Here is a 24,837-nt window from a genome sequence, read left to right on the forward strand (position 1 = left end):
CCTTTCCACTCATCGATTTTGTTCAAATACTTCGTTTCGTATTGCTGAAATAAGTTGGATTTTAGTTTCAATCCGATTAATTCGTTCCACTACCGTTTTATCCTCAGCCATACTAAAGATTTTTTTTATGATCTCTCGCGCTAAATCAACATCTTTGTTGGATATTGCTAATAAAACGATAAAGCTCACCTCATTTGCACCCCATTGAATCGGTTTTTCTAATGTAACAAAGCTGATCTTCGTATGCTGGATTGTCTCAGGCGCTGCATGAGGTATTCCTACACCTGTATAGATACTAGTGTCCCCCATCGCTTCACGATCGTAGACAGATTGACGGAATTTTTCTGAGACAGTTCCTTCTTTTTCATAGATTTCGATCAGGAAATCCAAACACTCTCGCTTATTCGAGAAGTTCTTTTTGCAGAAGATATATTTTTCATCAATAAAGGTATCTATATTTTTATAGATGGTAGATTTGCTAGTTAAGGCGATGCTCTTGTACTGATTGTCTTGATTAGCATACTCATCCATAATTTTAATAGCATCAGCTCCAGTCAACAGAGGTGAGACATAAACGACTGGCACCTCTTCAACTTCTAAATAGACGGTAGAAATAATAAAATCAATGTCATCCAGGGATAGATCGTGCAACTCTTCTACTGTTCGCGTTAATACCCGATCCCGCATCGGAATCATCCCACGAACCTTGGTATAAAGCAGCTCTGAAGTAGATAGTCCCCGGGGGCAAACTATCACGATATTTTTAAAATACACACCATGACGTTTCTCCAATGAAACTTGGAAATAAATCAATAAAAATGAAATTTCATCATCATTTAAACGAATATCGTATTGTTCCTCTAAATCACTAAGGACATACCACAAAAGTGAGAACAGCAGCAGATACTGCTTCTTAATTTCTCCAAGTAAAGGATTTTCGATCCGCATATTACGTTTTAACCGAAAAACCATTGGCGGTATGTGAGCCATCAAAGAACGCTTTAGTTCTACATCGTCAGAAATATCTACTTTCAAAAGATTTCCCAGATTTCTCAAAATATTATCTACGGTTTTTTCAGTTGCTGGATCAATTGTTTCAGGATCCAAGGTCAAATAAATACCATTAGCATATAACTGCTCGTTAATTGCTTGTATATCCTTTTTTGTCAATTCCAATTGAAACTGCTCGCGATAAAAACTCGTTAATTCATAAGAGATAAAGTAGGTTTCCAACATACTCAAGTCTTCTTTACTCATTACGTCATGACAGTAGTGGAATTCATGATTCACTCGGATACCAAATACTAAGAAAAAGAAAAACAACGAATTCATGTAATAATCGGAAGTTACAGCATTTGATAATATCAGCACTTGCTTTAAACTTTCTTTGGCAAAACTAACTTCTTCTTCTGTAAAAAAACGACTTACTTTACTTTTTTGTTCTAAATCGATAACTGACCATGGAATTTTTTCCATTAAGTAATTTTTTACCAAATATTGAACTGATGCTTCATCTCCTTTCAAACAAATACGTCCTCTGTTACGGCTGAAAAATTGCATCGAATGGTCTCCACGAATCTGTTCCAAATCTAGGCGCAGCGTTGAATCTGAAATATAGTATTTCTCTTCTAACTCCTCTTGCAAAATACCTTTTTTACTGCGTAATAAATTGCAAACAATATCGATTTGTCGGTCTTCTGTAGTAAAGTAATCGGTTTTCTCCTCCTGTAAAGAAAGAAGATACTGCTCAAATAATTTACGTTTTTTTGCTTCACCAATTAACAGAAATCCTGAACTAGGTTTTTTTTCGATAAACAAATCAAATTCCTTCATTGCTTCATTCAATTTATTCATGTCGTTGTATACAGTTTTAGTTGAGACAGCCAGTATCTCACTAAAATATCGAGAGGATCGGTACTCTTTTTCGCTAGACAACAGCTTGAACAGTTGGCATTGCCGAAAAGACTTTTTGTTCATATCTTCCCCATCTCCCTGTTTTATAAAGAATTCTTTATATATCTATCTTATCGAAAAAAATTTCTTATTAACATGCATTCTTTTTTCCACATTATTGTGGAACTTTCTTTTTAGTTGTAATTTGCAGATGACTATCTCATAGATTCAAACACTATATAAATAACAACGTTGAAGGAAGTAACTTTCTATCTAAGGATGGACGTCGGCTTCTTTTCCTACTCTTTTTCTCTCTGTTTATCCGATTCCCGCTGAAAACCTTAAGAAAAGTTTAAGACGGAATTTATTGTTATATCAACGTTTCTAGCACTTCAGGACTTTTTTCGCAAAAAAAGTGGGCAGGAATTCACCTTCGACTTAGAGCCGTTTTTTCTATCCAAAAAATCAAGAATCTCTTTAAATCAAGGTTTTCAAAAATTGAAAGTTCTCTAAGTCGTAGATGACCCTTCTAAGTCGCATGTGGCATTTTTGCTGGAAATATCTTATCGTTTAATCACCGGCCGGGGCAACATCACAGCAACAAAAAATAAAAAGATAAACAACAACAGAAAATGGAGGAATTCAAAAAATGATTCAGAAGCTAGGCACCAAACTGAAAGTACTAATCGAACAAGAAGGCGAAGACAAACAGAAGAAAGTGAATTTTCAAAACGTAATTGATAACCCACCCGAAGCAGAAGTCGTACGACTGGGAGAAATCGTAGCTGGGTTATCTAAAACCGGAAGCAGCTTCGATAGCGTAATTATGACCGTACAATCTCGTGTGATCAAAGACATGACTGAGGGGATTGAATAAGATGATAAACAGCGTGAAGAAATTAGTGGTGAACTTTAGAAATGCCATGGGTAAAAGTCAGACAATCAGCTTCAAAGATCCCGATACAACCAAAACACCATCTCAAATCAAAACCTTGTTAACTGATTTTGTCGGACTGAATCTGTTCCAAAAAGATGGCGTCCGTTCCTATGAAACTCTCATTAGTGCCAAATTTGTAGAAACGATTGAAACACCTGTCTTTGATTTAGAACAAGAAGCCTTAGCTGCCTATAAACGTCGCTAAGAGCTAAGCAATATTAAGTAGGATATCCTGCCAATTCCCGTTGTTACTAGTTTGTGCGCACAACAGTGGTAGTTGTGGATAGTCTTCTGTCCATTAGAGGATGCCAGTTCTGCTTTTCGCAGTTCTATAAGGATTAAACATCCTTCAAACAACTCTAAACCGAAACACTGATCGAGCCACCTAGCAGAATGGTATGCGGCTCGAGGATCAAACTAATTTTTGAAAAAAATTATTACCTAAATTTACGAGAAAGCAGGAGATATGAGATGTCAGAGCAACCCTTCACACCCAATCAGATTTTCAACTTATCACTAAACACCATCGAGCAGCGCATGATGGATTTTTATGAGGAAACCCAAGACAACGCCACGACGATCCAACTATTGCTAGCGTTACGTGTTCGCTACCAGTTAGGTGCGGAGGAGTTTGCTTTGGTGTTAAAAGATCTAGTGAAGTATCTATTTACCCGAACCAAAGTAACCAAAACCATGAAGAAATTCATCTACTTTTTCCAGGATTACTTCGAGACGTCGGAGTGGAAGAGAATAAATTTGAGAGTGTTCCCTGTTCGTAATTTTATTGAAAAAGCCAAGTCCCTGATCCTGTCACCACTTGCCAAGTTATTGCCGATTGAAGCAGCTGCCACCTGATTTTGACGATGTTACTGTCCTGTCCCCTACGCAAAAAATAAATGGAAGGAGTAAACAAAATGATTAAACTCGAAACCAAATTCCTAAATAGTCTTGGAAAAAAGCACACGCTTAACATCAAAGATCCCAATACTGATCTAAGTCCAGCTGAAATCAAACAGTCGCTAGAATTGCTAACCACCTTAGACATCTTTGAAAAAGACGGCGTTGGTTTGTTCCAAGAAGTAGTTAGCGCCAAGTATGTAGAAACGATTGAGACACCAGTTTTTATTGGTGACGAATATTTTGGCGAAGCTAATGCACCAGTGATCTTGAACCAGTCCATGTTGGCTTATGCGCCTGCTGAGCCTGTGATGGACGTACCGGAAGTATCTTTAGAAGAAAAAACGGTGGAAGAAGTTGCTGAAGCCGATAAAAATCAAAAACTAGAAGAAGTAAAAGCTCAAAGCAGCTATAAAGCATTACCAGCAGTGCCCCAAGTCTCTCTTGATAAGCCAAAAGAAACGTTACCAGCAACACCTGAAATAGTGGAGGAAACACCTGAAACTCCAACTGAAACTCAACCAAACTCCAACTACCGCATCTCAGAAATACTGCGGCGCAGGAGAAATCGGAGAAAAGCGCAGGAACAACAGAAGAAAAGTCTTGAATAACCTGCCCGCAAGTTAAATGCTAATTTGATCGATCGTTAGCCGAGGTTTCATCATGATTTGTTCATGATGAGAGCCCTCAATACCAAGCATCCGCGAAGATTGGGTCCTTCGCAAAAGATCCATTCGTTCCTTGAAAATTACATACTAATCGATACGTTATTGGGGAAAAGCATAAAAAAAGACTGCAAACATCATCCCTTGTTTAGGACTTCGTTTGCAGCCTGTTAAGCTCTAGCTTTTATGCTAAAAGTATTTTTTAGCCGGTTCTACTACTAAATAGCGATAAGGTTCTTCGCCTTCGGAATGGGTTTTGATGTAATCATCATAGCTTAATGCTGAATGAATCATCTTACGTTCGAAGGCTGGCATTGGTTCTAAGAAGACTGGACGTCCAGTTTCTTTGACTTTTTCAGCGGTACGCTTCGCTAAGCGTACCAGTACTTCTTCGCGTTTTTGGCGGTAGTTGCCGACATTCACAACCACTGAAAGTTTATTTTTGGCTACTCGGTGAACAAAGACTTGCGCTAAATACTGCAAAGCGTTCAAGATCTTTCCGTGTTTACCAATCAGCATGCCTTGTTTGTTCGTTTCCAAGTTGAAGATTGTCAGATTATTGTCTCCCCGCTCAATTTTTACTAACGCGGGTACACCCATTTCTCTCGTTATATCTGTCAGATAAATGGCTAAGTGTTTGATGGCTTCTTCATTGTCCAACTCGCTAAGCTCTTCTGAAATAGCTGTTTCACTAATTTTTTCTACGACAGGTTCGGTGACGGGTTCGCCCATCACTTCTTCCACCGCTTCTTCAACAGCTTCACTGATTTCTTCCGCAACAGTTGGTTCAATGGATACTTGCGCATTCTTTTTACCGATTCCTAAGAATCCTTTTTTTCCTTCATCCAAGATGCTGATTTCAGCTTCATCTTTGGTTAACCCTAGAACATCTAATCCATGCTTGATTGCTTCATCAATCGTAGCACCTTCATAAACAGGCATTCATCCTTACCTCCTTGTTCTATTTTCATACTGGACACTCAATAAATGAATGGACCAGTGTTTTTACTTTTTGCGTTTTTGTTTTTTCTTTGGATTTTTTGCTCTTTCCAATGCCCGTTCTTTTTGACGAATTCGACGAGCTTCTTCGGCTCTTTCCTGACGAATTTTAAACGGATTGTTAATCAATAAAGTTTGAACCGTTTGGAAGGCATTTGAAACCACCCAGTATAGTGACAAACCACTAGCTAAATTCATACCCATTACAAAAATCATTACTGGCATGAAAAAGGTCATAATCTTTGTGGAAGGGTTTGATTCCAATTGACTCATACTTGACAGATACGTACTAGCAAAGGTAAAGATCGCTGCTAGAATCGGTAAAATGAAGTATGGATCAGGAGCACTTAAGTCTAACCACATGAATTGGCCTTGTCTTAACGCTGGTACGCGCAAAATAGATTGATACAAAGCAATCATTACTGGCATTTGAACCACCAGCGGCAAACATCCGGCATACGGATTTACATTGTGCTCTGCATACAGCTTCTTGGTTTCAGCTTGCAGCTTGGCTTGGGTTTCTTGATCCCGGGAAGCATACTTTTGTTGAAGCGCTTTGATTTTCGGCTGCAGCTCTTGCGTTTTACGCATGCTTTTTGTTTGGAAGTGCATCAAAGGCATCAGGATAATCCGGATAATGATCGTAAACAAAATAATCCCTACACCAACGCTGCCAAAGGACAATGCTTGAATTGCTTCACCAAAGTAGTAGATAATGTATCGGCTCCAAATACCGGTACTGTTCGCGTCTACATCGCCAGTACCACAGGCAGACAATAAGACTACTAAGGCAAGCAAACCTGCCATTAAAATTATTCGATTGTATTTCTTCACTTAATTCTGTTCCCTTCCTCATTCAAAATTTTTGCTAATTTTAAGACGTGTATCAAATTAGAGCGCACTTCTTCATAGGAAAGGTCTTTGATCGCAGGACGGGCAATCACTATAAAATCCAGCCTAGGATCAATCGCCGGTGCCAATTCTTGCAAAACGGCCCGAATAAGACGTTTTACTCGATTGCGGGCTACCGCATTTCCAATCTTTTTACCTACAGAAAGTCCAACTCTAAAATGGGGTTGATCAGAAGGCTCTAATCGATAAACAACAAATTTGCGATTGGCAAAGGAAGTTCCCTCCTGAAAAACTTTTTGAAACTCTTTTTCTTTCTTTACGCGGTATGCTTTTTTCATTCAGCTTCCTTCGTTTCTTAAAATCTATACTTACCAATAATACCATAATTCAAATTAAGGATTCATCTCATTTAAATGAAAAGATGAGAAATGCCTTCTTTTTACAAAAAAAGCTCCACGAACTGATTTGGCTCTTTCGCTTAAGAACGATAAAGCAAGTTCGTGAAGCCAGACATCGTTAAACACACTATTTAATAAGTCCAAATAATAAGCCTCTTTATAAAGAAAAAAACCACTGGACCGGCAGTGGTTTAAGCAGAAAGTACTTTTCTTCCTTTACGGCGACGGCTAGCCAAAACACGGCGGCCATTTTTAGTGCTCATACGTTTGCGGAAACCATGAACTTTCTGGCGTTTACGTTTATTTGGTTGATAAGTTCTTTTCATCTATTCCACCTCCATTATCAACGATACATAGACATACTTTAGTAGTATAACGACTAACCCTACCATTTGTCAATCCAAAAAAAATAAAAAAAATTTTAGTTTATCCACATTTTTTGGGGATAAGTCTCAGTTGCCTGGGGATAATTTATCCACAAGAAAATCTGCTTTTTTTATATCCGCATATTTATCCCCATAATTTTGGACTATGGAAAAGTTATGCACATGGTGGATAACTTTTGTGCATAACTCTGGTTTCCATTGATATAACGCGGTCAATTTATCCGTAAATCTGTGGAAAGTCCCGTGGAAAAAGAGGAAACCTATTATCTATACCCAGGGATGTGGATAACTTTTTTTAACAACGTGTATAGCTCTTTTTTTATTTTCCCACAGTGTGGACAAACTTTGCAAAAAAAACATCCTCAGCTTTTGCCTGTGGAAAACTTTCGTAAAAAATGATAAAGTAGACCTATCTGAATTTAATTAAGATAGGAGGCGAATTATTTGACCTCATTAGAAGATATATGGCAAGAGTTGAAGGAAAGCTACAAGAATGAATTGAACCCTGCCAGCTACGACGCTTGGGTAGATACTGCCAAGCCTTTGTCTTTTAACAACAATCAAATAACTATTGAAGTAACCAGTGATCTCCATAAGAAATATTGGGAGAAACACTTAGCAGCAAAAATTGTTGAAATAGGCTTTAAACTAACAGGGGATGAAATTATGCCGGCCTTTGTCACACCCGACGAAGCACCGGTTTTTACGCCTGTAGCAAAACCGCCGACACCAACAGTTGAAGTAACAAAACGAGCCATGCTTAATCCAAAATACACCTTTGATACCTTTGTTATTGGTAAAGGAAATCAAATGGCCCATGCCGCAGCGTTAGTGGTGGCTGAAGAACCAGGCTCCATTTATAACCCTTTATTTTTCTATGGAGGCGTGGGATTAGGGAAAACTCACTTGATGCATGCGATTGGTCATCAAATGTTAGCCATTAATCCACAGGCGAAAGTAAAGTATGTCTCCAGTGAGACCTTTGCCAACGATTTTATCAATTCCATCAAAAATAAAATCTCCGAAGAATTTCGGCAAGAGTACCGCAATGTCGACCTGCTTTTAGTAGATGATATTCAATTTTTTGCGGAAAAAGAAGCAACGCAGGAAGAATTCTTCCACACCTTTGAGAACTTATATAATGATAATAAACAAATTGTTCTAACCAGCGACCGTTTGCCTAATGAAATTCCAAAATTGCAGGAACGCCTGGTTTCCCGCTTTGCTTGGGGACTGTCTGTCGACATCACACCGCCAGATTTGGAAACCCGAACAGCGATCTTACGCAAGAAAGCCCAAGCGGAGAATCTTGAGATCCCGGATGACACCTTAAGTTATATCGCTGGTCAGATCGATTCCAACATTCGGGAATTAGAAGGGGCTTTAGTCCGAGTTCAAGCTTTTGCTACTATGAATAATGCGGATATTACCACCAGCATCGCAGCTGATGCCTTGAAAAGTCTAAAAGGTACCAGCAATACACAATTAACGATCACACAAATTCAAGAAGAAGTGGCCAAGTACTACCACATTCAAGTAAAAGACTTAAAAGGTAAGAAACGGGTGAAGGCGATCGTCGTTCCCCGACAAATTGCCATGTACTTATCCCGGGAAATGACCGACAGCTCTTTACCAAAAATTGGTGCCGAGTTTGGCGGCAAGGATCATACCACCGTCATTCATGCCCACGAAAAAATTGCTCAACTAATCAAAAATGACAGCAGTATGCAGCAAGAAGTAGCTGAGATTAAGAATCTGCTGCTGAATTAGCATGTGGAAAACCTATGGAAAAACAGCGAAGGTTTTCCACACCTTTTCCACAAGTGGAAAACCTTGAGAATCACTCTTTTTTTCGGTTTTCCACAGGTTCCACAGGCCCTACTACTTTTATTACTTAATATTATAAATAAATATATATAAAAAGGAGTCTCCCAATGAAATTTACGATTAATCGCTCACGCTTCATTCAAGAACTAGCTACGGTCCAACGTGCTATTTCAACTAAAACCACTATTCCTATTTTAACCGGTGTAAAAATCGTCTTAACCGAAGAAGGACTGAACTTAACCGGTAGTAATGCTGATATCTCTATCGAAACCTTTTTAGCGGCAGCAGACGAAAAAGCCCAGCTGCAAATTGAAAAAACCGGGATGATTGTTTTACAAGCCCGTTTCTTCAGTGAAATCATTCGCCGTTTGCCAGAAGATACCTTTACTTTAGAAGTGTTAGACAATCTTCAAGTAGCCATTACTTCAGGCGCAGCTGAATTTACCGTTAATGGATTAGATGCCGATAATTATCCACATTTGCCGGTTGTGGAAGAACAAAACCAATTAAAATTACCTGTCCACATGTTGACAAAATTAATTGGCGAAACCGTATTTGCCGTTTCCCAGCATGAAAGTCGTCCGATTTTGACCGGGGTTCATTTTATGTTGGCCAATAATCAATTACTAGCTGTGGCTACTGACTCACACCGAATGAGCCAACGAGTAGTACCGGTTGAAAATGCTACTAGTGATTTTGATATCGTCATTCCAGGAAAAAGCTTAGTGGAACTTTCACGTTCAATGAGTGATGAAGAAGCCGAAGTAGAAATCAGTATTATGGAAAATCAAGTCTTATTCAAGACACCATCGATGTATTTCTATTCACGCTTGTTAGAAGGAAACTATCCTGATACGAATCGTTTAATTCCAACCAGCTTCAATACCGAAATTTCTTTTTCCGTTCCAACCTTACTAGCAGCAATTGAACGGGCATCATTGCTATCACATGAAGGCAGAAACAATATCGTGCGTCTGGCGATTGAGTCTGATTCAGTGGTACTTTACGGAAATTCCCCTGAAATCGGGAAAGTAGAAGAAGAGCTGGCGTATGAAAAAGTAACCGGAGATCCATTAGAAATCTCCTTTAATCCAGATTATATGAAGGATGCGCTGCGGGCCTTTGGCGACATGAGTATTACCATTCACTTCATCTCACCAATTCGTCCATTTACTTTAGAACCAACCGAAGGCGAAGTTTCATTTATTCAACTAATTACGCCAGTACGGACTAACTAATTTGAAAAGTTTCACAGCTCTTTTTGAAAAACTTATGAAAGAGCTGAAATATGAGTAAAAGGTCTTAAAATCGATTTTAAGGCCTTTTTTTCTTTTTGTAGTAAAACATTGGAATTTGAATGAAACTTCTTAAAACGAAAAATACAAGGATGTTATTTGTTTTTTGACTAAAAAAAGAGTATAATATAGAGGTGTCTCTGAAATGAAAACGAGGGATGAAATGTGAAACAACGAATAGTTTTAAAAACAGAATATATGACGCTGGGCCAGCTGTTGAAAGAGATCAATGTGATATCCAGCGGCGGGCAGGCTAAATGGTATTTAGCAGAGGAAACTGTGTTTGTAGATGGTGAGCCAGAAAATCGTCGCGGGCGCAAACTCTATCCGGGTATGATGATTGAAATACCTGAGATGGGTACTTTTTTTATGGCTAAAAACGGGAATACTGAAGATGAAACTGAATAAGCTTCAACTGAAAAATTATCGGAATTACCAAGAGTTGTTTTTAGAATTCCCTAATAGCTTAAATGTCTTTTTAGGGGAAAACGCTCAAGGGAAAACCAATTTGTTAGAGAGTATTTATGTACTGGCTTTAACGCGGAGTCACCGCACCAATAATGAGCACGAACTGATTGGCTGGCAAGATGATTTTGCCCAAATCAAGGGTCGTATCTCAAAAGGTGTGGGTGAGACTGAATTAGAGCTGCTGCTAACAAAAAAAGGTCGGAAGTCTAAGGTTAATCATATTGAACAAAAGCGCTTAAGCAGTTACATAGGCCAATTAAATGTCATCTTATTTGCACCTGAAGACCTTTCTTTAGTGAAAGGAAGTCCCCAGATGAGACGGCGCTTTATCGATATGGAGCTGGGGCAGATTAGTCCCATGTATTTATACGATTTAGCCCAGTATCAAAAAACGTTAAAACAACGCAATCTTTACCTCAAACAATTAGCGGAAAAAAAGCAGACGGACGAAATCTATTTGGATATCCTCAGCGAGCAGCTGGTGGAATTCGGCAGCAAGGTATTAACCAACCGTTTGCAATTTATCAAGCGCCTAGAGCATTGGTCGAATGAACTGCACACGAGAATCACCAATCAGCGTGAACACCTGGAGATCGAATATGTTGGCAGTCTGCCGATAGAAGCTGAGTCGTTAGAAAATATCCAAACCATCTTTCAAGGGGAGCTGCAAAAAAACCGCAAGCGGGAATTGTTCAGAGGGACCACCCTCGTCGGACCGCATCGGGATGATCTGCGCTTTTTAGTGAACGGGCAAAATGTTCAAACCTACGGCTCGCAAGGCCAGCAGCGAACAACGGCTTTAAGTGTCAAATTGGCTGAAATTGATTTGATGAAGGAAGAGACGGGGGAATACCCTTTGCTGCTGTTAGATGATGTGATGAGTGAACTGGATGATAACCGTCAAGTTCATTTGTTAGAAACAATCGAAGACAAAGTTCAAACCTTTTTAACAACAACGACCTTAGATCATGTAAAAGGAAAGATGACCGTTCACCCGGATATCTTTTATGTCCAACAAGGACAGATAGAAAGGAACGAAACTTAAATGACAGAAGAAGAAAAGAGTTTACGAGAACGGGCTAAAGAATATGATGCCAGTCAGATTCAAGTACTCGAAGGACTGGAAGCGGTTCGTAAACGTCCTGGGATGTATATTGGATCAACCAGTACCGAAGGATTGCACCACTTAGTTTGGGAAATCGTTGATAACTCTATCGATGAAGCACTAGCAGGTTTCGCTACTAGGATTGAAGTAGTAGTGGAAAAAGACAATAGTATCACAGTTAGTGACGATGGTCGGGGAATCCCGGTGGATATTCAAGCTAAAACCGGACGTCCCGCTCTTGAAACTGTTTATACCGTTTTGCATGCCGGAGGAAAATTCGGCGGCGGCGGATACAAAGTTTCTGGTGGTTTGCACGGCGTGGGGGCTTCAGTCGTAAATGCCTTGTCCAGCAGCTTGGACGTGCGAGTGTTCAAAAATGGTAAAATTTATTACCAAGAATACCGTCGCGGGGCAGTAGTTGATGATTTGAAAGTAATCGGCGATACTGAAAAACACGGAACCATGGTTCACTTTATCCCCGATACTGAAATTTTTACCGAAACAACCGAGTTCAATTTTGAAAGACTAGCAACACGGGTTCGTGAGCTGGCCTTTTTGAATCGCGGCTTGACCATTTCGATTGAAGATAAACGTCCAGAAGAGCCTGTAATGCGGGAATACTTCTACGAAGGCGGAATTAAGAGCTATGTGGAACATTTAAATGCCAATAAAGCCGTCTTGTTTGATGAACCGGTTTTTGTAGATGGGGAACAGCAAGATATTACCGTGGAAGTCGCTATGCAATATACGGACGGCTACCACACCAATATTTTAAGTTTTGCCAACAACATTCACACCTATGAAGGTGGGACTCACGAATTTGGTTTTAAAACAGCCTTGACTCGGGTCATTAATGATTATGCTCGTAAGCAGAAAATCATGAAGGACAACGAAGAGAACCTTTCGGGTGAAGATGTTCGTGAGGGACTAACCGCGGTTATTTCTATCAAACATCCAGATCCGCAATTTGAAGGACAAACGAAAACAAAACTAGGCAACTCAGAAGTTCGAACAGTTACCGATCGTCTGTTTTCTGAAAGCTTTTCAAAATTCTTGATGGAAAATCCAACTGTTGGCCGTCAAATCGTTGAAAAAGGGATGCTGGCTGCAAGAGCACGGCTGGCTGCCAAGCGTGCCCGTGAAGTTACTCGTCGTAAGGGTGCCTTGGAAATCAGCAACTTGCCCGGTAAATTGGCGGATTGCTCCAGTAATGATCCAGAACGTTGCGAATTATTTATCGTCGAAGGAGATTCAGCCGGCGGTTCGGCTAAACAAGGACGTAATCGTGAATTCCAGGCAATTTTGCCAATTCGCGGGAAAATCCTGAATGTCGAAAAAGCCTCGATGGAAAAAATCTTGGCGAATGAAGAAATTCGTTCATTGTTTACCGCAATGGGAACTGGTTTTGGCGCGGACTTCGATGTAGCAAAAGCTCGTTATCATAAGCTCGTTATCATGACGGATGCCGATGTCGATGGTGCTCATATTCGTACGCTGCTGTTAACCTTGTTCTATCGTTACATGCGTCCGATTGTGGAGGCTGGTTATGTTTATATCGCGCAACCACCTTTATATGGGATCAAACAAGGGAAAAATATTACCTACATTCAACCAGGAAAAAATGCCGAAGAAGAGCTGCAGCAAAAGCTAGAAGCACTGCCTGCTTCACCAAAGGCCAATATTCAGCGTTATAAAGGTCTAGGAGAGATGGATGACCATCAACTATGGGAAACAACCATGGACCCGGATAACCGTCTAATGCTGCGTGTCAGCGTGGATGATGCCATCGAGGCCGATCAGGTGTTTGAAATGCTGATGGGTGATCGCGTAGAACCACGTCGGGCCTTTATTGAAGAAAATGCTCATTACGTGAAGAACTTAGATATTTAGTGAGGAGGATCGATTTGGAAGAAAAAAGAGAAAATATCCAGAATGTCAATCTGACCAGTGAAATGCGAGAATCCTTCATTGACTACGCCATGAGTGTTATTGTGGCTCGGGCTTTGCCAGATGTTCGTGATGGTTTGAAGCCGGTTCACCGAAGAATCCTATATGGAATGAACGAGTTAGGTGTTACACCAGATAAGCCCCATAAAAAATCAGCCCGTATCGTAGGGGATGTAATGGGTAAGTATCACCCCCACGGCGATAGTGCGATTTATGAATCAATGGTTCGGATGGCACAGCCCTTCAGCTACCGCAACATGCTGGTAGATGGACACGGAAACTTTGGTTCAGTCGATGGCGACGGTGCTGCAGCGATGCGGTACACCGAAGCAAGATTGAGTAAAATTGCGATGGAAATGCTGCGGGATATTAACAAAGATACCGTTGATTACCACGGCAACTACGATGACAGTGAACAAGAACCCGATGTTTTGCCAGCTCGCTTCCCGAACCTTTTGGTCAATGGAGCAACTGGGATTGCGGTTGGGATGGCTACCAATATTCCTCCGCATAACTTGAAAGAGGTTATTGAAGCAATCGGCTTATTGATGGAAGATCCTGAGGTTACTACGCAGGAATTAATGGAAGTCCTTCCTGGTCCAGACTTCCCAACTGGCGGTATCGTCATGGGGAAATCCGGCATTCGCCGCGCCTATGAAACAGGTAAAGGTTCGATTACTGTTCGGGCGAAAATTGAAATTGAAGAACAAAAGAACGGCAAAGAGCGAATTATCGTGACTGAATTGCCTTACATGGTAAATAAAGCCAAGTTAATTGAACGTATTTCCGAACTTCACCGGGATAAACGGATTGAAGGGATTACTGATTTGCGGGATGAAACCTCTCGTGAAGGGATGCGGGTGGTGATTGAAGTCCGCCGTGATGTCAGTGCCTCAGTTATTTTGAATAACTTGTACAAATTGACGTCTCTGCAAACCTCTTTCAGCTTTAACATGCTGGCAATCGAAAATGGGGTACCGCGGATTCTGAATTTGAAACAAATTCTGGAAAATTACGTAGCTCATCAAAAAATTGTTATTACTCGCCGGACTAAATTTGAAAAACGCAAAGCGGAAGCGCGCGCCCATATCTTAGAAGGTTTGCGGATTGCGCTGGACCATATCGACGAGATTATTGCCACCATTCGCGGATCTGAATCCGACGATGTAGCAAAAAATACTTTGATCGAACGCTTTGAATTATCTGATCGTCAAGCACAAGCCATCTTAGATATGCGTCTACGCCGTCTAACAGGCTTAGAACGCGAGAAAATCGAGAATGAATACCAAGAGCTGCTAAAATTTATTGAGGACTTAGACGACATCCTAGCGCGTCCTGAGCGTGTGGTGGAAATCATCAAGACTGAATTAAGTGAAGTAGCAGTCAAATTCGGAGATGCGCGCCGGACGGAATTATTAGTCGGTGAAGTCTTAAGCTTAGAAGACGAAGATCTGATTGAAGTAGAAGATATCGTCATTGCTTTAACCAATAATGGCTACATCAAACGGGTTGCTTCTAGTGAATTTAGAGCACAACGTCGTGGCGGCCGCGGAGTTCAAGGAATGGGTATTCATGATGATGATTTCGTGAAAACACTAATTTCTTGTTCCACTCACGATACCTTGCTGTTCTTTACCAATACTGGCCGGGTGTATCGTGCGAAGGGTTACGAAATTCCGGAATACGGTCGGACAGCCAAGGGTATCCCAATTATCAATCTCTTGGGAATTGACTCCAGCGAAACGATCCAAGCGGTTATTTCGTTGACTGGCCAAGCACCAGATGATCAATTCTTGTTCTTTGTTACTAAAAAAGGAATTGTTAAGCGTACGACCGTTACCGCCTTCTCCAATATCCGCAGCAATGGTCTGATTGCCATCGGATTGAAGGAAAATGACGAACTAGTCAATGTACTCTTTACTGAAGGTGAAGAAAAAATCATTCTAGGTACGCATAACGGCTATTCGGTTACTTTTGCTGAGAAAGCCGTTCGTGACATGGGTCGGACAGCCAGCGGTGTTCGCGGCGTTCGCCTGCGGGAAGATGATTATGTCATCGGATCAGCTGTCTTGAAGGAAGATCAAGAAGTCTTAGTCATCACTGAAAAAGGTTATGGCAAGCGCACCAAAGCTTCTGATTATCCAGTTAAAGGCCGGGGTGGTAAAGGGATTAAGACGGCTAATATCACTGCCAAAAATGGTCCACTAGCTGGTTTAGCTGCTGTTAACGGCGATGAAGATATCTTACTGATTACTGATAAAGGTGTCATTATTCGTTTCAACGTAGCCAGCGTTTCACAAACTGGTCGAGCAACCTTAGGGGTTCGTCTGATGAAGATGGAAGAAAATACCCAAGTTGTAACGATGGCAGTTGTTGAAAATGTACCGGAAGAAGCAGAGGAAGCAACTGGAGAAACAGCTGCTGAAACAGTTTCAGAAGATACAAATGAAGAAAAAAGTGAATAAATTTTGAAAGACTGAGAGAATTCTCAGTCTTTTTGCGTATGTTAATTATAGAACCAAAAGAAACATTTGATTTTTGCAGGACGATTGTGTATAATGATTATTTGTGAGTGTCTATATTTTTTTAGATCGCTCTCCTTGCTCTCAGGAAAGCTGAGGGCCTTATAGTCCATAGGGAGGTGAAAAATCAATGGAAAATACGAAGTATGAAATCACATACATTATTCGTCCAAACATTGATGAAGAAGCAAAATCTGCTTTAGTAGAACGTTTCGATACAATCTTGAAAGATAATGGTGCAGAAATTATCGATTCAAAAGATTGGGAAAAACGCCGTTTCGCATATGAAATGAACGATTTCCGCGAAGGTATCTACCATATCGTCAATGCAACTGCTCCAGCATCAGCCGGCGCAATCAACGAATTTGATCGTCTTGCAAAAATCAACGACGATATCATTCGTCACATGATCGTAAAGATTGAGGAGTAATTGTTTCACGTGAAACAATTGACGAGAAAGGAGCTGGCTTTACTTGATTAACAATGTTGTATTAGTTGGTCGCTTAACAAAAGATCCAGATTTACGTTACACTGCAAGCGGTACTGCAGTAGCTACTTTTACTTTGGCGGTAAATCGTAATTTTACCAATCAAAGTGGAAATCGCGAGGCAGATTTTATCAATTGTGTGATTTGGCGTAAATCAGCAGAAACACTAGCAAACTATGCCCGTAAAGGAACTCTATTAGGTGTAACTGGACGTATCCAAACACGTAACTATGAGAACCAGCAAGGTCAAAGAGTGTATGTAACTGAAGTAGTAGCGGATAACTTCCAACTGCTTGAATCACGTACGGCAAGTGAACAACGCCAACAAAGTCCTAACTTTGATGGTGGTGGAACGCAAGGATCCAATAATAGCTTTAACAACAACTTTGAACAATCTTCGCCGTCAGCTAAAAACACGATGCCTGACTTCGATCGGGATTCTGATCCGTTCAGCGGTTCAACGATCGACATTTCAGATGATGATTTACCATTCTAACAATTGATAGGAGGGAAACGGAATGGCACAACAAAGAAGAGGTCGTAAACGTCGCAAAGTAGATTACATTGCAGCAAACCATATTGAATATATTGATTATAAAGATATTGAATTGTTAAAACGATTCATTAGCGAACGCGGTAAAATTTTACCACGTCGTGTAACAGGTACAAGCGCTAAAAACCAACGCAAAATTACTGTAGCAGTTAAACGCGCACGTATCATGGGCTTACTACCATTTGTTTCAGAAGAGTAAGAATTCAAAAGACTTCCTTGTGAAGTCTTTTTTTTGTTTCACGTGAAACATTTTGAAATTCGCTTGCTGGCAGTGGTTGTGATAGAATTAAGTCTGTCAGGAGGAACATGGATGAAAAAGAACACGAAATTTACGTTGTCTCTTTTTTTCTTTTTTTTATTGCTGTTGATGCAATTAATGGCAATCTTTTTCCTGCCGCTCAATTACGTGACAGCGACAATCGTTGTTGTGATTGATCTACTATTGTTAATTCAAATTGTTCTGCAGAACCGACGTTTGCAAATCAGTAATCATCAAAAAATTATGCAAGCCTCTCGAGTGGCTGAAAAGGCGCTGGACTTTGTATCAGAGGATATGCCAGTGGGGGTTGTTTCATGGGGAAGCGATCAGCAATTTATTTGGATGAACCCCTATATTACGGATGAAGTGAAGGACCTTTCGTTGGCGGACCAGCAGGACATGATTAACGAATTAATGCAGCGGGATGAAAAAGGAAAGAATGTATACAAGATAAAAGATACCTTGTACCACTTTCAATTGAACAAAGAAAAACAATTGGTTTATTTGATTGATATCACCAAGGAAGTTGAACTAGAGACGAAGGAACAAAATCTTCAGACGGTGGTGGGACTGCTCTCCGTTGATAATTATGACGATGTAATGGACCGCAGAGATGATAAAGAGATCTCCTATTTGAATTCCTTTATAACCACAGTTATCTCTGATTGGATGGACTCCTATCAAATCTTTTACAAGCGAGTGAACGCTGAGCGGTTTTTCTTTTTTGCGCGACATGAAGATTTAGAAAAGATGACGGACAATAATTTTGACCTGCTGGAAAAAATTCGAGCAGCTGCGGAAAAAGAAGGCGTCTTAATTACAGTTAGTATGGGGATCAGCTATGGGAACCAATCGTTAGAAATTATCGGAGACACCGCTCAGAATAATCTGGATATCGCCTTAGTACGGGGTGGCGATCAGGTTGTAGTAAAGGATGCGGCAGAGAATGCGAAACCGGTCTTCTATGGTGGGACGTCAACTAGTGCAACCAAACGGACTCGGGTCCGTTCCCGCGCCATGTCGACGGCTTTGAAAAATGTTTTTCACGAAACCGGAAATGTTTACGTTATGGGTCACCGCTTTCCAGACATGGATGCCATCGGTGCTTCTTTTGGGGTATCTTGTCTGGCACGTTTCCACAACAAGAATGTTCGAGTAGTGATTGATGAACAGGAAACCATTCCGGATGTGGATCGCTGCTTAGAAGAGATTCATAAGGATGGGGAATTGGAAGGCTTGCTGATTTCACCTGCTGAAGCAATCAAGCAGCGAAAAGCTGGCGACCTGTTAGTGATGGTGGATTATCATCGTCCTTCTCTTTCGATCTCACAAGACTTGTACGAACAATTCGATAATGTAGTGATCATTGACCATCATCGAAGAGGGGAAGAGTTTCCTAGTAAACCATTGTTGACCTACATTGAATCTTCAGCGTCTTCGGCTTCAGAACTAGTTGCGGAACTGGTGGAATTTGAAAGTAAAGAGAATCGCAAGATGACCAAGATGGAGTCAACGTTGCTGTTGGCGGGAATTACGGTAGATACTAAAAACTTTTCTATTCGCACCACGGCACGCACGTTTGATGTAGCCAGCTATTTGAAGACTTGTGGTGCCGATGCTTCTTTAGTACAATATATTTTAAGTACAGATATTCGATCTTACCTTGAGATTAGTCAATTGGTGGGTGAGAGTGAATATGTTCGCAACGATATTGTGATAACTGCGGGAAGCGAAACCAAAAAGTATGATAGTGTGACGGCGGCTAAAACGGCAGATACACTATTATCAATGGTAGACATCAATGCAGCCTTTGTAATCATAAAGCGTAATGATGGCGTAATTGCTATCAGTGCACGCAGCGCCGGGACTATTAATGTCCAACTGATTATGGAAGCAATGGGTGGCGGCGGACACTTTACTAATGCCGCTGCACAGGTAGAAGATGCTACCATTGCTGATGTGAGACAACAGTTATTAGCAACCATCAAAGAACAATTGTCGGGAGGAGAAGAAGAATGAGAGTAATTTTCTTAGAAGATGTAAAAGGCAAAGGAAAAAAAGGTGAAGTAAAAGAAGTACCAACAGGCTACGCGCAAAACTACTTGATCAAAAACAAGTTGGCCCAAGAAGCCAATAAAAGCAGTATCTCGGCATTGTCAGCGCAAAAGAAAGCCCAAGCTAAAAAGGATGCAGAAGTTTTGGCAGAAGCCCAAAAGCTGAAAGACTTTTTAGAGCAAGAGGATACTGTGGTGGAATTAAAAGCCAAAGCTGGTGAAGATGGTCGTCTATTCGGCTCAATTCCCTCTAAGCAGATTGCAGAAGGCTTAAAGAAACAATATGATTTGAAATTAGACAAACGGAAAATTGAATTAGAGAATCCGATTCGAGCATTAGGATACACCAAAGTTCCTGTGAAGCTTCATACCGAGGTTAGCGGGATCATCAAAGTTCACGTTAGTGAGGAATAAATGAGGCTGAGACGATTTGTCTCAGCCTTTGTTGTATTTCTCAAGTTTATTTTGTAAAATAGGTGGACGAAGAATTTTAGGAGCGAAAAACATGAGTGAAATGTTACAAGATCGCATACCGCCACAGAGTGCTGAGGCAGAACAAGCAACATTAGGCTCGATATTTTTAGATACAGATGCGCTGATTACGGCGATGGAATTCATCCAGCCGGAAGACTTCTATCGTCGCAGCCACCAAGTAATTTTCCAGACGATGATCAAGCTGAACGACCGCAACGATGCGATTGATGTGGTTACCGTCAAGGATGTTTTGGAGCAGGAGCATTTGCTGGAGGATGCCGGCGGGTTAAGCTACTTATCGGAATTGGCTTTAAGTGTGCCTACTGCAGCTAATGTGGGTTACTATGCAAAAATTGTAGAAGAAAAATCGCTGCTGCGCAATTTGATTCAAGCAGCTACCAATATTGTGACTACCGGATTTGAACAAGGTGACGATGTCCAGACCATTCTGGACACCGCCGAACGCAGTATCATGGAAGTATCTGAGCGGCGAAATAAGAGTGGTTTCTTAACGATAGCGGAAGTTCTAAATACCGCGATTGAAAACATTGACCAGCTGGCTCGTAATGATGAAGATATTACCGGAATCCCAACCGGTTATGCTGCGTTAGATAAAATGACTGCTGGCTTGCAGCCGGAGGAACTGATCATTTTAGCAGCCCGTCCGGCGGTAGGTAAGACCGCCTTTGCTTTGAACATTGCTCAAAACATCGGAACGAAGACCGATAAGTCTGTCGCTATTTTTAGTTTGGAAATGGGGGCTGAGTCATTGGTTAACCGGATGCTTTGTGCAGAAGGTTCGATTGAGGCCAGCCATTTACGTACTGGACAGCTGTCAGAAGAAGAGTGGCAGAACTTGATCGTGGCCATGGGGAGTCTGTCTAGAGCCAACATTTTTATTGATGACACTCCAGGTATCAAGGTTTCGGAGATTCGGGCTAAATGCCACAAACTGGCAAAGGAAAAAGATAACTTAGGTCTGATACTAATTGACTACCTTCAATTGATTGAAGGAACAGGTCGGGAAAACCGCCAACAAGAGGTTTCGGAAATTTCCCGTCAATTAAAGAAATTAGCTAAGGAATTAAAAGTTCCAGTTATTGCTTTGTCACAGCTTTCTCGTGGCGTGGAACAGCGTCAGGATAAGCGACCGGTGTTAAGTGATATTCGTGAATCTGGATCAATTGAGCAAGATGCCGATATCGTGGCGTTCTTGTATCGTGATGACTATTACGAGCGAGAAGGCGACGAAGAGGAAGATATGAGTGCCAATCGAAATGTGATTGAAGTCATCATCGAAAAAAACCGTAGCGGTGCCCGTGGTACGGTGGAGCTGCTGTTTATTAAAGAGTACAATAAATTCTCTTCTTTATCACCGAGGGATGAATTCTAAAGCGCCTGTCATTTACGACATGCGCTTTATTTTTTTCTTCTCTTCTGCTGTTTATTTTGACAAGGTTAAGAAAAATTGGCAAGTAAAGCTCTTTATCCAAAATAATGTTCGTGATTTGGCGGAAATAGTTTAATCAAAAATTTTAATATTCGAATTTAGATTGAAAAATAGCGGTTTTATTGTTACAATGGTTCAGGATTAAATAAAATAAAACGAGGTGTTCAGATGTCATCTGTAGTAGTGGTAGGCACGCAGTGGGGCGATGAAGGAAAAGGAAAGATTACTGATTTCTTAAGCGAAAATGCGGAAGTCATTGCTCGCTATCAAGGTGGAGACAACGCAGGACATACCATCAAATTTGATAATGAGACATACAAATTGCACTTGATTCCTTCCGGTATTTTTTACAAGGAAAAAATCAGTGTCATTGGTAATGGTGTGGTCGTCAATCCAAAATCTTTAGTTGAGGAATTGGCTTATTTACATGAACGTGGCGTTTCCACAGATAATTTACGTATTTCTGATCGGGCCCATGTGATTTTGCCTTACCATATTAAATTGGATCAATTACAAGAAGATTCAAAGGGCGACAATAAGATCGGTACGACCATTAAAGGGATCGGACCAGCTTACATGGACAAAGCAGCTCGCGTAGGGATTCGGATTGCGGATCTTTTAGACAAAGAAATTTTCGAAGAGCGCTTGACCATCAATCTAGAAGAAAAAAATCGCCAGTTTGTGAAGATGTTTGATTCTGAACCTATCGATTTCGATACGATTTTTGAAGAATACTTTGAGTACGGACAGCAAATTAAACAATATGTAACGGATACATCGGTAATCTTGAATGATGCATTGGATGAAGGCAAACGAGTGTTGTTTGAAGGCGCCCAGGGCGTAATGCTGGATATCGACCAAGGAACCTATCCGTTTGTTACATCTTCTAACCCAGTTGCAGGTGGCGTAACCATCGGCAGCGGCGTAGGACCAGCTAAAATCGACAAAGTAGTGGGCGTATGTAAAGCTTACACTTCTCGGGTGGGTGACGGACCATTCCCAACTGAATTGCATGACGAAATTGGCGAACAAATCCGCGAAGTCGGCCGGGAATACGGCACAACAACGGGACGTCCGAGACGTGTCGGCTGGTTTGATTCTGTGGTAATGCGCCATTCAAAACGGGTTTCAGGGATTACCAATCTATCTTTGAACTCAATTGACGTATTAAGCGGCTTAGAAACAGTTAAGATTTGTACGGCTTATGAATTGGATGGGGAACTGATTTATCATTACCCTGCCAGCTTGAAGGAATTGAATCGCTGCAAACCAGTCTATGAAGAATTGCCTGGCTGGAGTGAAGATATTACCGCCTGCCGCGACTTAGCAGATTTACCAGAAAATGCTCGCAATTATGTGCGCCGAGTGTCTGAATTAGTGGGTGTACGGATCTCAACATTCTCTGTTGGACCAGATCGTACTCAAACCAATATTTTAGAAAGTGTTTGGGCACAAATTTAAGGGTTTTGATGGAACAAACAACAAGTTATTTAGTATAATAACAATTACTAAAAAGTGTTAGGAGGATAAAACATGTATCAAATTCTAACCGATTCCTGTTGTGATGTTCCTTATCAAGTGTTAAAGGAATTAAGTGTAGACTTTATTTCCATGTTCATTAATGTCAACGGGCAAGAATTGGTTGATGATTTAGGTGAACATTTTGATATTAATGGGTTTTATCAGGAAATCGCAGAAGGTGCGTTGCCGACAACCTCGCAGGTGAACGTCGGTCGCTATACCGAATTCTTTACGCAATATGCAGCAAAGGATATCCCGATTTTATATATTTGCTTTTCATCTGGTTTAAGCGGCTCTTACCAAAGTGCCCTGCAGGCCGTTGAGATTGTCAAAGAAGATTTTCCGCAAGCGGAGATTCATGTCTTCGATTCTCTAGCAGCTAGTGGCGGCGAAGGCTTAATGGTTTATGAAGCAGCTAAAATGCAGCAGGCCGGAATGGCGTTAGCAGATTTGCTGGAGTGGTTGGAAGCCAACCGCTTAACCTATCAGCATTGGGTAACCGTCAATGATTTGAATCACCTGCAGCGGGGCGGCCGGATTTCTAAAACCAGTGCAGCCATTGGCGGCTTGATGAATATCAAACCGATTATCGATGTGGATCCGCAAGGAAAGCTGCGTACGCTGGAAAAAATCCGCGGACGTAAAAAAGCGTTGCAGCACATTGCTGACAAAATTGTTGAAAATACCGGTGATCCTAAAGATCAGGTTATTTTCATTCATGCCAGCGGCGACAATGAGGGTGCCGAGGAAGTGAAACGGCTGATTGAAGCACAAATGCAGCCGAAAGCTATCGAAATCTTCCCGCTAGGACCGACCATTGCCAGCCATACTGGTTTAGGCTGTGTGGTGGCTTTTACTAGAGGACCAGTTAGACAGTAAAAATAGATACAAAATGCAGCAGCCCAAACTTCTCACTCAGGAGTTTGGGCTGTTTTTTCGACATCTGAGAATTCGCGGATAATCTGACTGATTTGATTACGATAAGTGGTCTGCAGCACATTTTCTCGTTGAACCAGTGAAATCAGAAAATCTGGCTGAGGGCGATCCTCAATCGGAATACTGACTAGATGATCATCGGCGTTAATCGCCAACTCCACTAGAAAACCAATGCCTACCTGCTCTTTAATCATCCCTTTTAAGATATTCAAATTGCTGCTTTGATAGATAATCTTCGGTTCAAAATGAGCCTGCTGACTAAATTTATCAAAGGCGATCGGGTGGACGTAGTGTTCATTCAGTAAAACAAAGGACTCATGCTCTAGTTCACTAAAAGCGACACTTTTCCTTTGTGCCAAGGGATGCTCCGGACTCACCACAATCGTAAACTGCTTTTTCACCAGCAGCTCGCTGTAAAGCTCAGGATCGCGAATCGGTTCGGTGGAGCCTAACAGGGCCATATCAATTTTTCCCCGTTTTAATAAGGCATATAAATCCTTCGAACCGCCATCAATCAAATTCACATGTTCCATCAAATCATTTTTGAATAAGAAGGTGGAAAGCTTAGGAAAGTAGTAGTTGCCGATAATCGGCGGCAGGCCAAATTCCAAGGTTTCTTCCTTTAAACGATCAATTTCACGGATAGCAACTGATAATTCCTTTAGCATATTACTGATATGCTTGGACAAAATTTGGCCAGCTTTTGTGATGACAACGGAACGATGAGACTGATCGCGAATAATCAGATCGGCTCCCAATTCTTTTTCTAACCGTTTAATCGCATAAGTCACCGTTGGCTGGCTGACATGGAAAGCTTGCGCCACCTTGGTGAAGCTTTTATCCCGCACTAGGCGTTGAAAATATTCTAAGTCTTTTAGGTTCATAAAAACTCTCCTTAAATGAATATCAAAC

The 24,837-nt window shown here is 41.1% G+C and carries 24 protein-coding genes; 18 read left to right on the forward strand and 6 right to left on the reverse strand.

Translation table 11 applies throughout. The annotated features are described in order from the left end of the window. Positions 1 to 9: 9 nt before the first annotated feature. Positions 10 to 1,977 carry a BglG family transcription antiterminator gene (locus JZO70_RS09330; RefSeq protein ID WP_207673292.1) on the reverse strand — a complete coding sequence of 656 codons (1,968 nt, stop codon included), beginning with the start codon at positions 1,975 to 1,977 and terminating at the stop codon, positions 10 to 12. Between the two features lie 565 nt (positions 1,978 to 2,542). Between JZO70_RS09330 and JZO70_RS09335 the strand changes: the two genes are divergently transcribed. The 4 genes from JZO70_RS09335 to JZO70_RS09350 all read left to right on the forward strand — a co-directional run bounded on the left by JZO70_RS09335 (position 2,543) and on the right by JZO70_RS09350 (position 4,338). Continuing rightward, entirely contained in the window at positions 2,543 to 2,770 is a 228-nt protein-coding gene (locus tag JZO70_RS09335; RefSeq protein ID WP_207673293.1) for a hypothetical protein, read from the forward strand. Position 2,771: 1 nt separating this feature from the next. Further along, on the forward strand, positions 2,772 to 3,035 hold the full coding sequence (locus JZO70_RS09340; RefSeq protein WP_242703874.1) for a DUF2922 domain-containing protein: 264 nt from the start codon (positions 2,772 to 2,774) through the stop codon (positions 3,033 to 3,035). A gap of 266 nt (positions 3,036 to 3,301) precedes the next feature. Beyond that, entirely contained in the window at positions 3,302 to 3,685 is a 384-nt protein-coding gene (locus tag JZO70_RS09345) for a hypothetical protein (protein ID WP_207673294.1), read from the forward strand. A gap of 59 nt (positions 3,686 to 3,744) precedes the next feature. After that, the gene (locus JZO70_RS09350) at positions 3,745 to 4,338 is read left to right on the forward strand and encodes a DUF2922 domain-containing protein (RefSeq protein WP_207673295.1); all 594 of its coding nucleotides are present in this window, start codon (positions 3,745 to 3,747) and stop codon (positions 4,336 to 4,338) included. A gap of 243 nt (positions 4,339 to 4,581) precedes the next feature. Here the strand turns inward: JZO70_RS09350 and jag are convergent, their stop codons facing one another. From jag to rpmH, 4 genes are all read right to left on the reverse strand, one after another. Next, positions 4,582 to 5,334, reverse strand: a complete 753-nt coding sequence (gene jag / locus JZO70_RS09355) for an RNA-binding cell elongation regulator Jag/EloR (protein WP_207673296.1) — start codon at positions 5,332 to 5,334, stop codon at positions 4,582 to 4,584. A gap of 63 nt (positions 5,335 to 5,397) precedes the next feature. Continuing rightward, positions 5,398 to 6,225: a membrane protein insertase YidC gene (locus tag JZO70_RS09360; protein ID WP_207673297.1), complete on the reverse strand. Its 828-nt coding sequence runs from the start codon at positions 6,223 to 6,225 to the stop codon at positions 5,398 to 5,400. Continuing rightward, the gene (gene rnpA / locus JZO70_RS09365) at positions 6,222 to 6,581 is read right to left on the reverse strand and encodes a ribonuclease P protein component (protein WP_207673298.1); all 360 of its coding nucleotides are present in this window, start codon (positions 6,579 to 6,581) and stop codon (positions 6,222 to 6,224) included. Before rnpA ends, JZO70_RS09360 begins: the two co-directional genes overlap by 4 nt. 251 nt (positions 6,582 to 6,832) lie before the next feature. Then, the gene (rpmH, locus tag JZO70_RS09370; protein WP_002293121.1) at positions 6,833 to 6,967 is read right to left on the reverse strand and encodes a 50S ribosomal protein L34; all 135 of its coding nucleotides are present in this window, start codon (positions 6,965 to 6,967) and stop codon (positions 6,833 to 6,835) included. 522 nt (positions 6,968 to 7,489) lie between these two features. On the opposite strand from rpmH, the gene dnaA reads away from it, so the two are divergent. The 14 genes from dnaA (at position 7,490) to JZO70_RS09440 (ending at position 23,868) form a co-directional block, all read left to right on the forward strand. After that, positions 7,490 to 8,797, forward strand: a complete 1,308-nt coding sequence (dnaA, locus tag JZO70_RS09375; RefSeq protein ID WP_430748894.1) for a chromosomal replication initiator protein DnaA — start codon at positions 7,490 to 7,492, stop codon at positions 8,795 to 8,797. Between the two features lie 164 nt (positions 8,798 to 8,961). Then, positions 8,962 to 10,092, forward strand: coding sequence for a DNA polymerase III subunit beta (dnaN, locus tag JZO70_RS09380; RefSeq protein ID WP_207673300.1), 1,131 nt, complete (start codon positions 8,962 to 8,964; stop codon positions 10,090 to 10,092). Positions 10,093 to 10,314: 222 nt separating this feature from the next. Next, positions 10,315 to 10,557 carry a S4 domain-containing protein YaaA gene (yaaA, locus tag JZO70_RS09385; RefSeq protein WP_207673301.1) on the forward strand — a complete coding sequence of 81 codons (243 nt, stop codon included), beginning with the start codon at positions 10,315 to 10,317 and terminating at the stop codon, positions 10,555 to 10,557. After that, positions 10,544 to 11,662 carry a DNA replication/repair protein RecF gene (gene recF, locus JZO70_RS09390; protein WP_207673302.1) on the forward strand — a complete coding sequence of 373 codons (1,119 nt, stop codon included), beginning with the start codon at positions 10,544 to 10,546 and terminating at the stop codon, positions 11,660 to 11,662. The genes yaaA and recF overlap by 14 nt, the downstream gene beginning before the upstream one ends. Further along, complete coding sequence (gyrB, locus tag JZO70_RS09395) at positions 11,663 to 13,612, forward strand: DNA topoisomerase (ATP-hydrolyzing) subunit B (RefSeq protein WP_207673303.1); 1,950 nt, start codon at positions 11,663 to 11,665, stop codon at positions 13,610 to 13,612. Positions 13,613 to 13,626: 14 nt separating this feature from the next. Continuing rightward, on the forward strand, positions 13,627 to 16,134 hold the full coding sequence (gene gyrA / locus JZO70_RS09400) for a DNA gyrase subunit A (RefSeq protein WP_207673304.1): 2,508 nt from the start codon (positions 13,627 to 13,629) through the stop codon (positions 16,132 to 16,134). Positions 16,135 to 16,321: 187 nt separating this feature from the next. After that, on the forward strand, positions 16,322 to 16,621 hold the full coding sequence (rpsF, locus tag JZO70_RS09405; RefSeq protein WP_207673305.1) for a 30S ribosomal protein S6: 300 nt from the start codon (positions 16,322 to 16,324) through the stop codon (positions 16,619 to 16,621). A 43-nt stretch (positions 16,622 to 16,664) separates the two neighbouring features. Then, positions 16,665 to 17,174: a single-stranded DNA-binding protein gene (gene ssb / locus JZO70_RS09410; RefSeq protein ID WP_207673306.1), complete on the forward strand. Its 510-nt coding sequence runs from the start codon at positions 16,665 to 16,667 to the stop codon at positions 17,172 to 17,174. A 22-nt stretch (positions 17,175 to 17,196) separates the two neighbouring features. Beyond that, complete coding sequence (gene rpsR, locus JZO70_RS09415) at positions 17,197 to 17,430, forward strand: 30S ribosomal protein S18 (RefSeq protein ID WP_207673307.1); 234 nt, start codon at positions 17,197 to 17,199, stop codon at positions 17,428 to 17,430. A gap of 111 nt (positions 17,431 to 17,541) precedes the next feature. Continuing rightward, positions 17,542 to 19,509, forward strand: a complete 1,968-nt coding sequence (locus tag JZO70_RS09420) for a DHH family phosphoesterase (RefSeq protein ID WP_207673308.1) — start codon at positions 17,542 to 17,544, stop codon at positions 19,507 to 19,509. Further along, the gene (gene rplI, locus JZO70_RS09425) at positions 19,506 to 19,958 is read left to right on the forward strand and encodes a 50S ribosomal protein L9 (RefSeq protein ID WP_207673309.1); all 453 of its coding nucleotides are present in this window, start codon (positions 19,506 to 19,508) and stop codon (positions 19,956 to 19,958) included. Before JZO70_RS09420 ends, rplI begins: the two co-directional genes overlap by 4 nt. Before the next feature lie 91 nt (positions 19,959 to 20,049). Next, entirely contained in the window at positions 20,050 to 21,411 is a 1,362-nt protein-coding gene (gene dnaB, locus JZO70_RS09430; RefSeq protein WP_207673310.1) for a replicative DNA helicase, read from the forward strand. Positions 21,412 to 21,636: 225 nt separating this feature from the next. Beyond that, entirely contained in the window at positions 21,637 to 22,929 is a 1,293-nt protein-coding gene (locus tag JZO70_RS09435; RefSeq protein ID WP_207673311.1) for an adenylosuccinate synthase, read from the forward strand. Between the two features lie 72 nt (positions 22,930 to 23,001). Next, positions 23,002 to 23,868 carry a DegV family protein gene (locus tag JZO70_RS09440; RefSeq protein WP_207673312.1) on the forward strand — a complete coding sequence of 289 codons (867 nt, stop codon included), beginning with the start codon at positions 23,002 to 23,004 and terminating at the stop codon, positions 23,866 to 23,868. Positions 23,869 to 23,900: 32 nt separating this feature from the next. Here JZO70_RS09440 and JZO70_RS09445 read toward each other — a convergent pair whose 3' ends face one another. Then, positions 23,901 to 24,809 (reverse strand): LysR family transcriptional regulator, encoded by a 909-nt coding sequence (locus JZO70_RS09445; RefSeq protein ID WP_207673313.1) that lies wholly within the window; start codon positions 24,807 to 24,809, stop codon positions 23,901 to 23,903. Between the last annotated feature and the right edge of the window lie 28 nt (positions 24,810 to 24,837).

It is taken from the genome of Candidatus Enterococcus moelleringii, from assembly GCF_017377575.1.
In the GTDB taxonomy this organism is placed as follows: domain Bacteria; phylum Bacillota; class Bacilli; order Lactobacillales; family Enterococcaceae; genus Enterococcus_A; species Enterococcus_A moelleringii.

Excerpts from the sequence above, each read along its gene's own strand:
- recF (WP_207673302.1), top strand. The coding sequence starts at position 10,544 with ATGAAACTGAATAAGCTTCAACTGAAAAATTATCGGAATTACCAAGAG.
- rpsF (WP_207673305.1), top strand. The coding sequence starts at position 16,322 with ATGGAAAATACGAAGTATGAAATCACATACATTATTCGTCCAAACATT.
- gyrB (WP_207673303.1), top strand. The coding sequence starts at position 11,663 with ATGACAGAAGAAGAAAAGAGTTTACGAGAACGGGCTAAAGAATATGAT.
- rplI (WP_207673309.1), top strand. The coding sequence starts at position 19,506 with ATGAGAGTAATTTTCTTAGAAGATGTAAAAGGCAAAGGAAAAAAAGGT.
- dnaN (WP_207673300.1), top strand. The coding sequence starts at position 8,962 with ATGAAATTTACGATTAATCGCTCACGCTTCATTCAAGAACTAGCTACG.
- jag (WP_207673296.1), bottom strand. The coding sequence starts at position 5,334 with ATGCCTGTTTATGAAGGTGCTACGATTGATGAAGCAATCAAGCATGGA.
- JZO70_RS09340 (WP_242703874.1), top strand. The coding sequence starts at position 2,772 with ATGATAAACAGCGTGAAGAAATTAGTGGTGAACTTTAGAAATGCCATG.
- dnaB (WP_207673310.1), top strand. The coding sequence starts at position 20,050 with ATGAGTGAAATGTTACAAGATCGCATACCGCCACAGAGTGCTGAGGCA.
- JZO70_RS09335 (WP_207673293.1), top strand. The coding sequence starts at position 2,543 with ATGATTCAGAAGCTAGGCACCAAACTGAAAGTACTAATCGAACAAGAA.
- rpmH (WP_002293121.1), bottom strand. The coding sequence starts at position 6,967 with ATGAAAAGAACTTATCAACCAAATAAACGTAAACGCCAGAAAGTTCAT.
- JZO70_RS09350 (WP_207673295.1), top strand. The coding sequence starts at position 3,745 with ATGATTAAACTCGAAACCAAATTCCTAAATAGTCTTGGAAAAAAGCAC.
- JZO70_RS09345 (WP_207673294.1), top strand. The coding sequence starts at position 3,302 with ATGTCAGAGCAACCCTTCACACCCAATCAGATTTTCAACTTATCACTA.
- JZO70_RS09330 (WP_207673292.1), bottom strand. The coding sequence starts at position 1,977 with ATGAACAAAAAGTCTTTTCGGCAATGCCAACTGTTCAAGCTGTTGTCT.
- JZO70_RS09445 (WP_207673313.1), bottom strand. The coding sequence starts at position 24,809 with ATGAACCTAAAAGACTTAGAATATTTTCAACGCCTAGTGCGGGATAAA.
- JZO70_RS09435 (WP_207673311.1), top strand. The coding sequence starts at position 21,637 with ATGTCATCTGTAGTAGTGGTAGGCACGCAGTGGGGCGATGAAGGAAAA.
- JZO70_RS09440 (WP_207673312.1), top strand. The coding sequence starts at position 23,002 with ATGTATCAAATTCTAACCGATTCCTGTTGTGATGTTCCTTATCAAGTG.
- rnpA (WP_207673298.1), bottom strand. The coding sequence starts at position 6,581 with ATGAAAAAAGCATACCGCGTAAAGAAAGAAAAAGAGTTTCAAAAAGTT.
- JZO70_RS09420 (WP_207673308.1), top strand. The coding sequence starts at position 17,542 with ATGAAAAAGAACACGAAATTTACGTTGTCTCTTTTTTTCTTTTTTTTA.
- rpsR (WP_207673307.1), top strand. The coding sequence starts at position 17,197 with ATGGCACAACAAAGAAGAGGTCGTAAACGTCGCAAAGTAGATTACATT.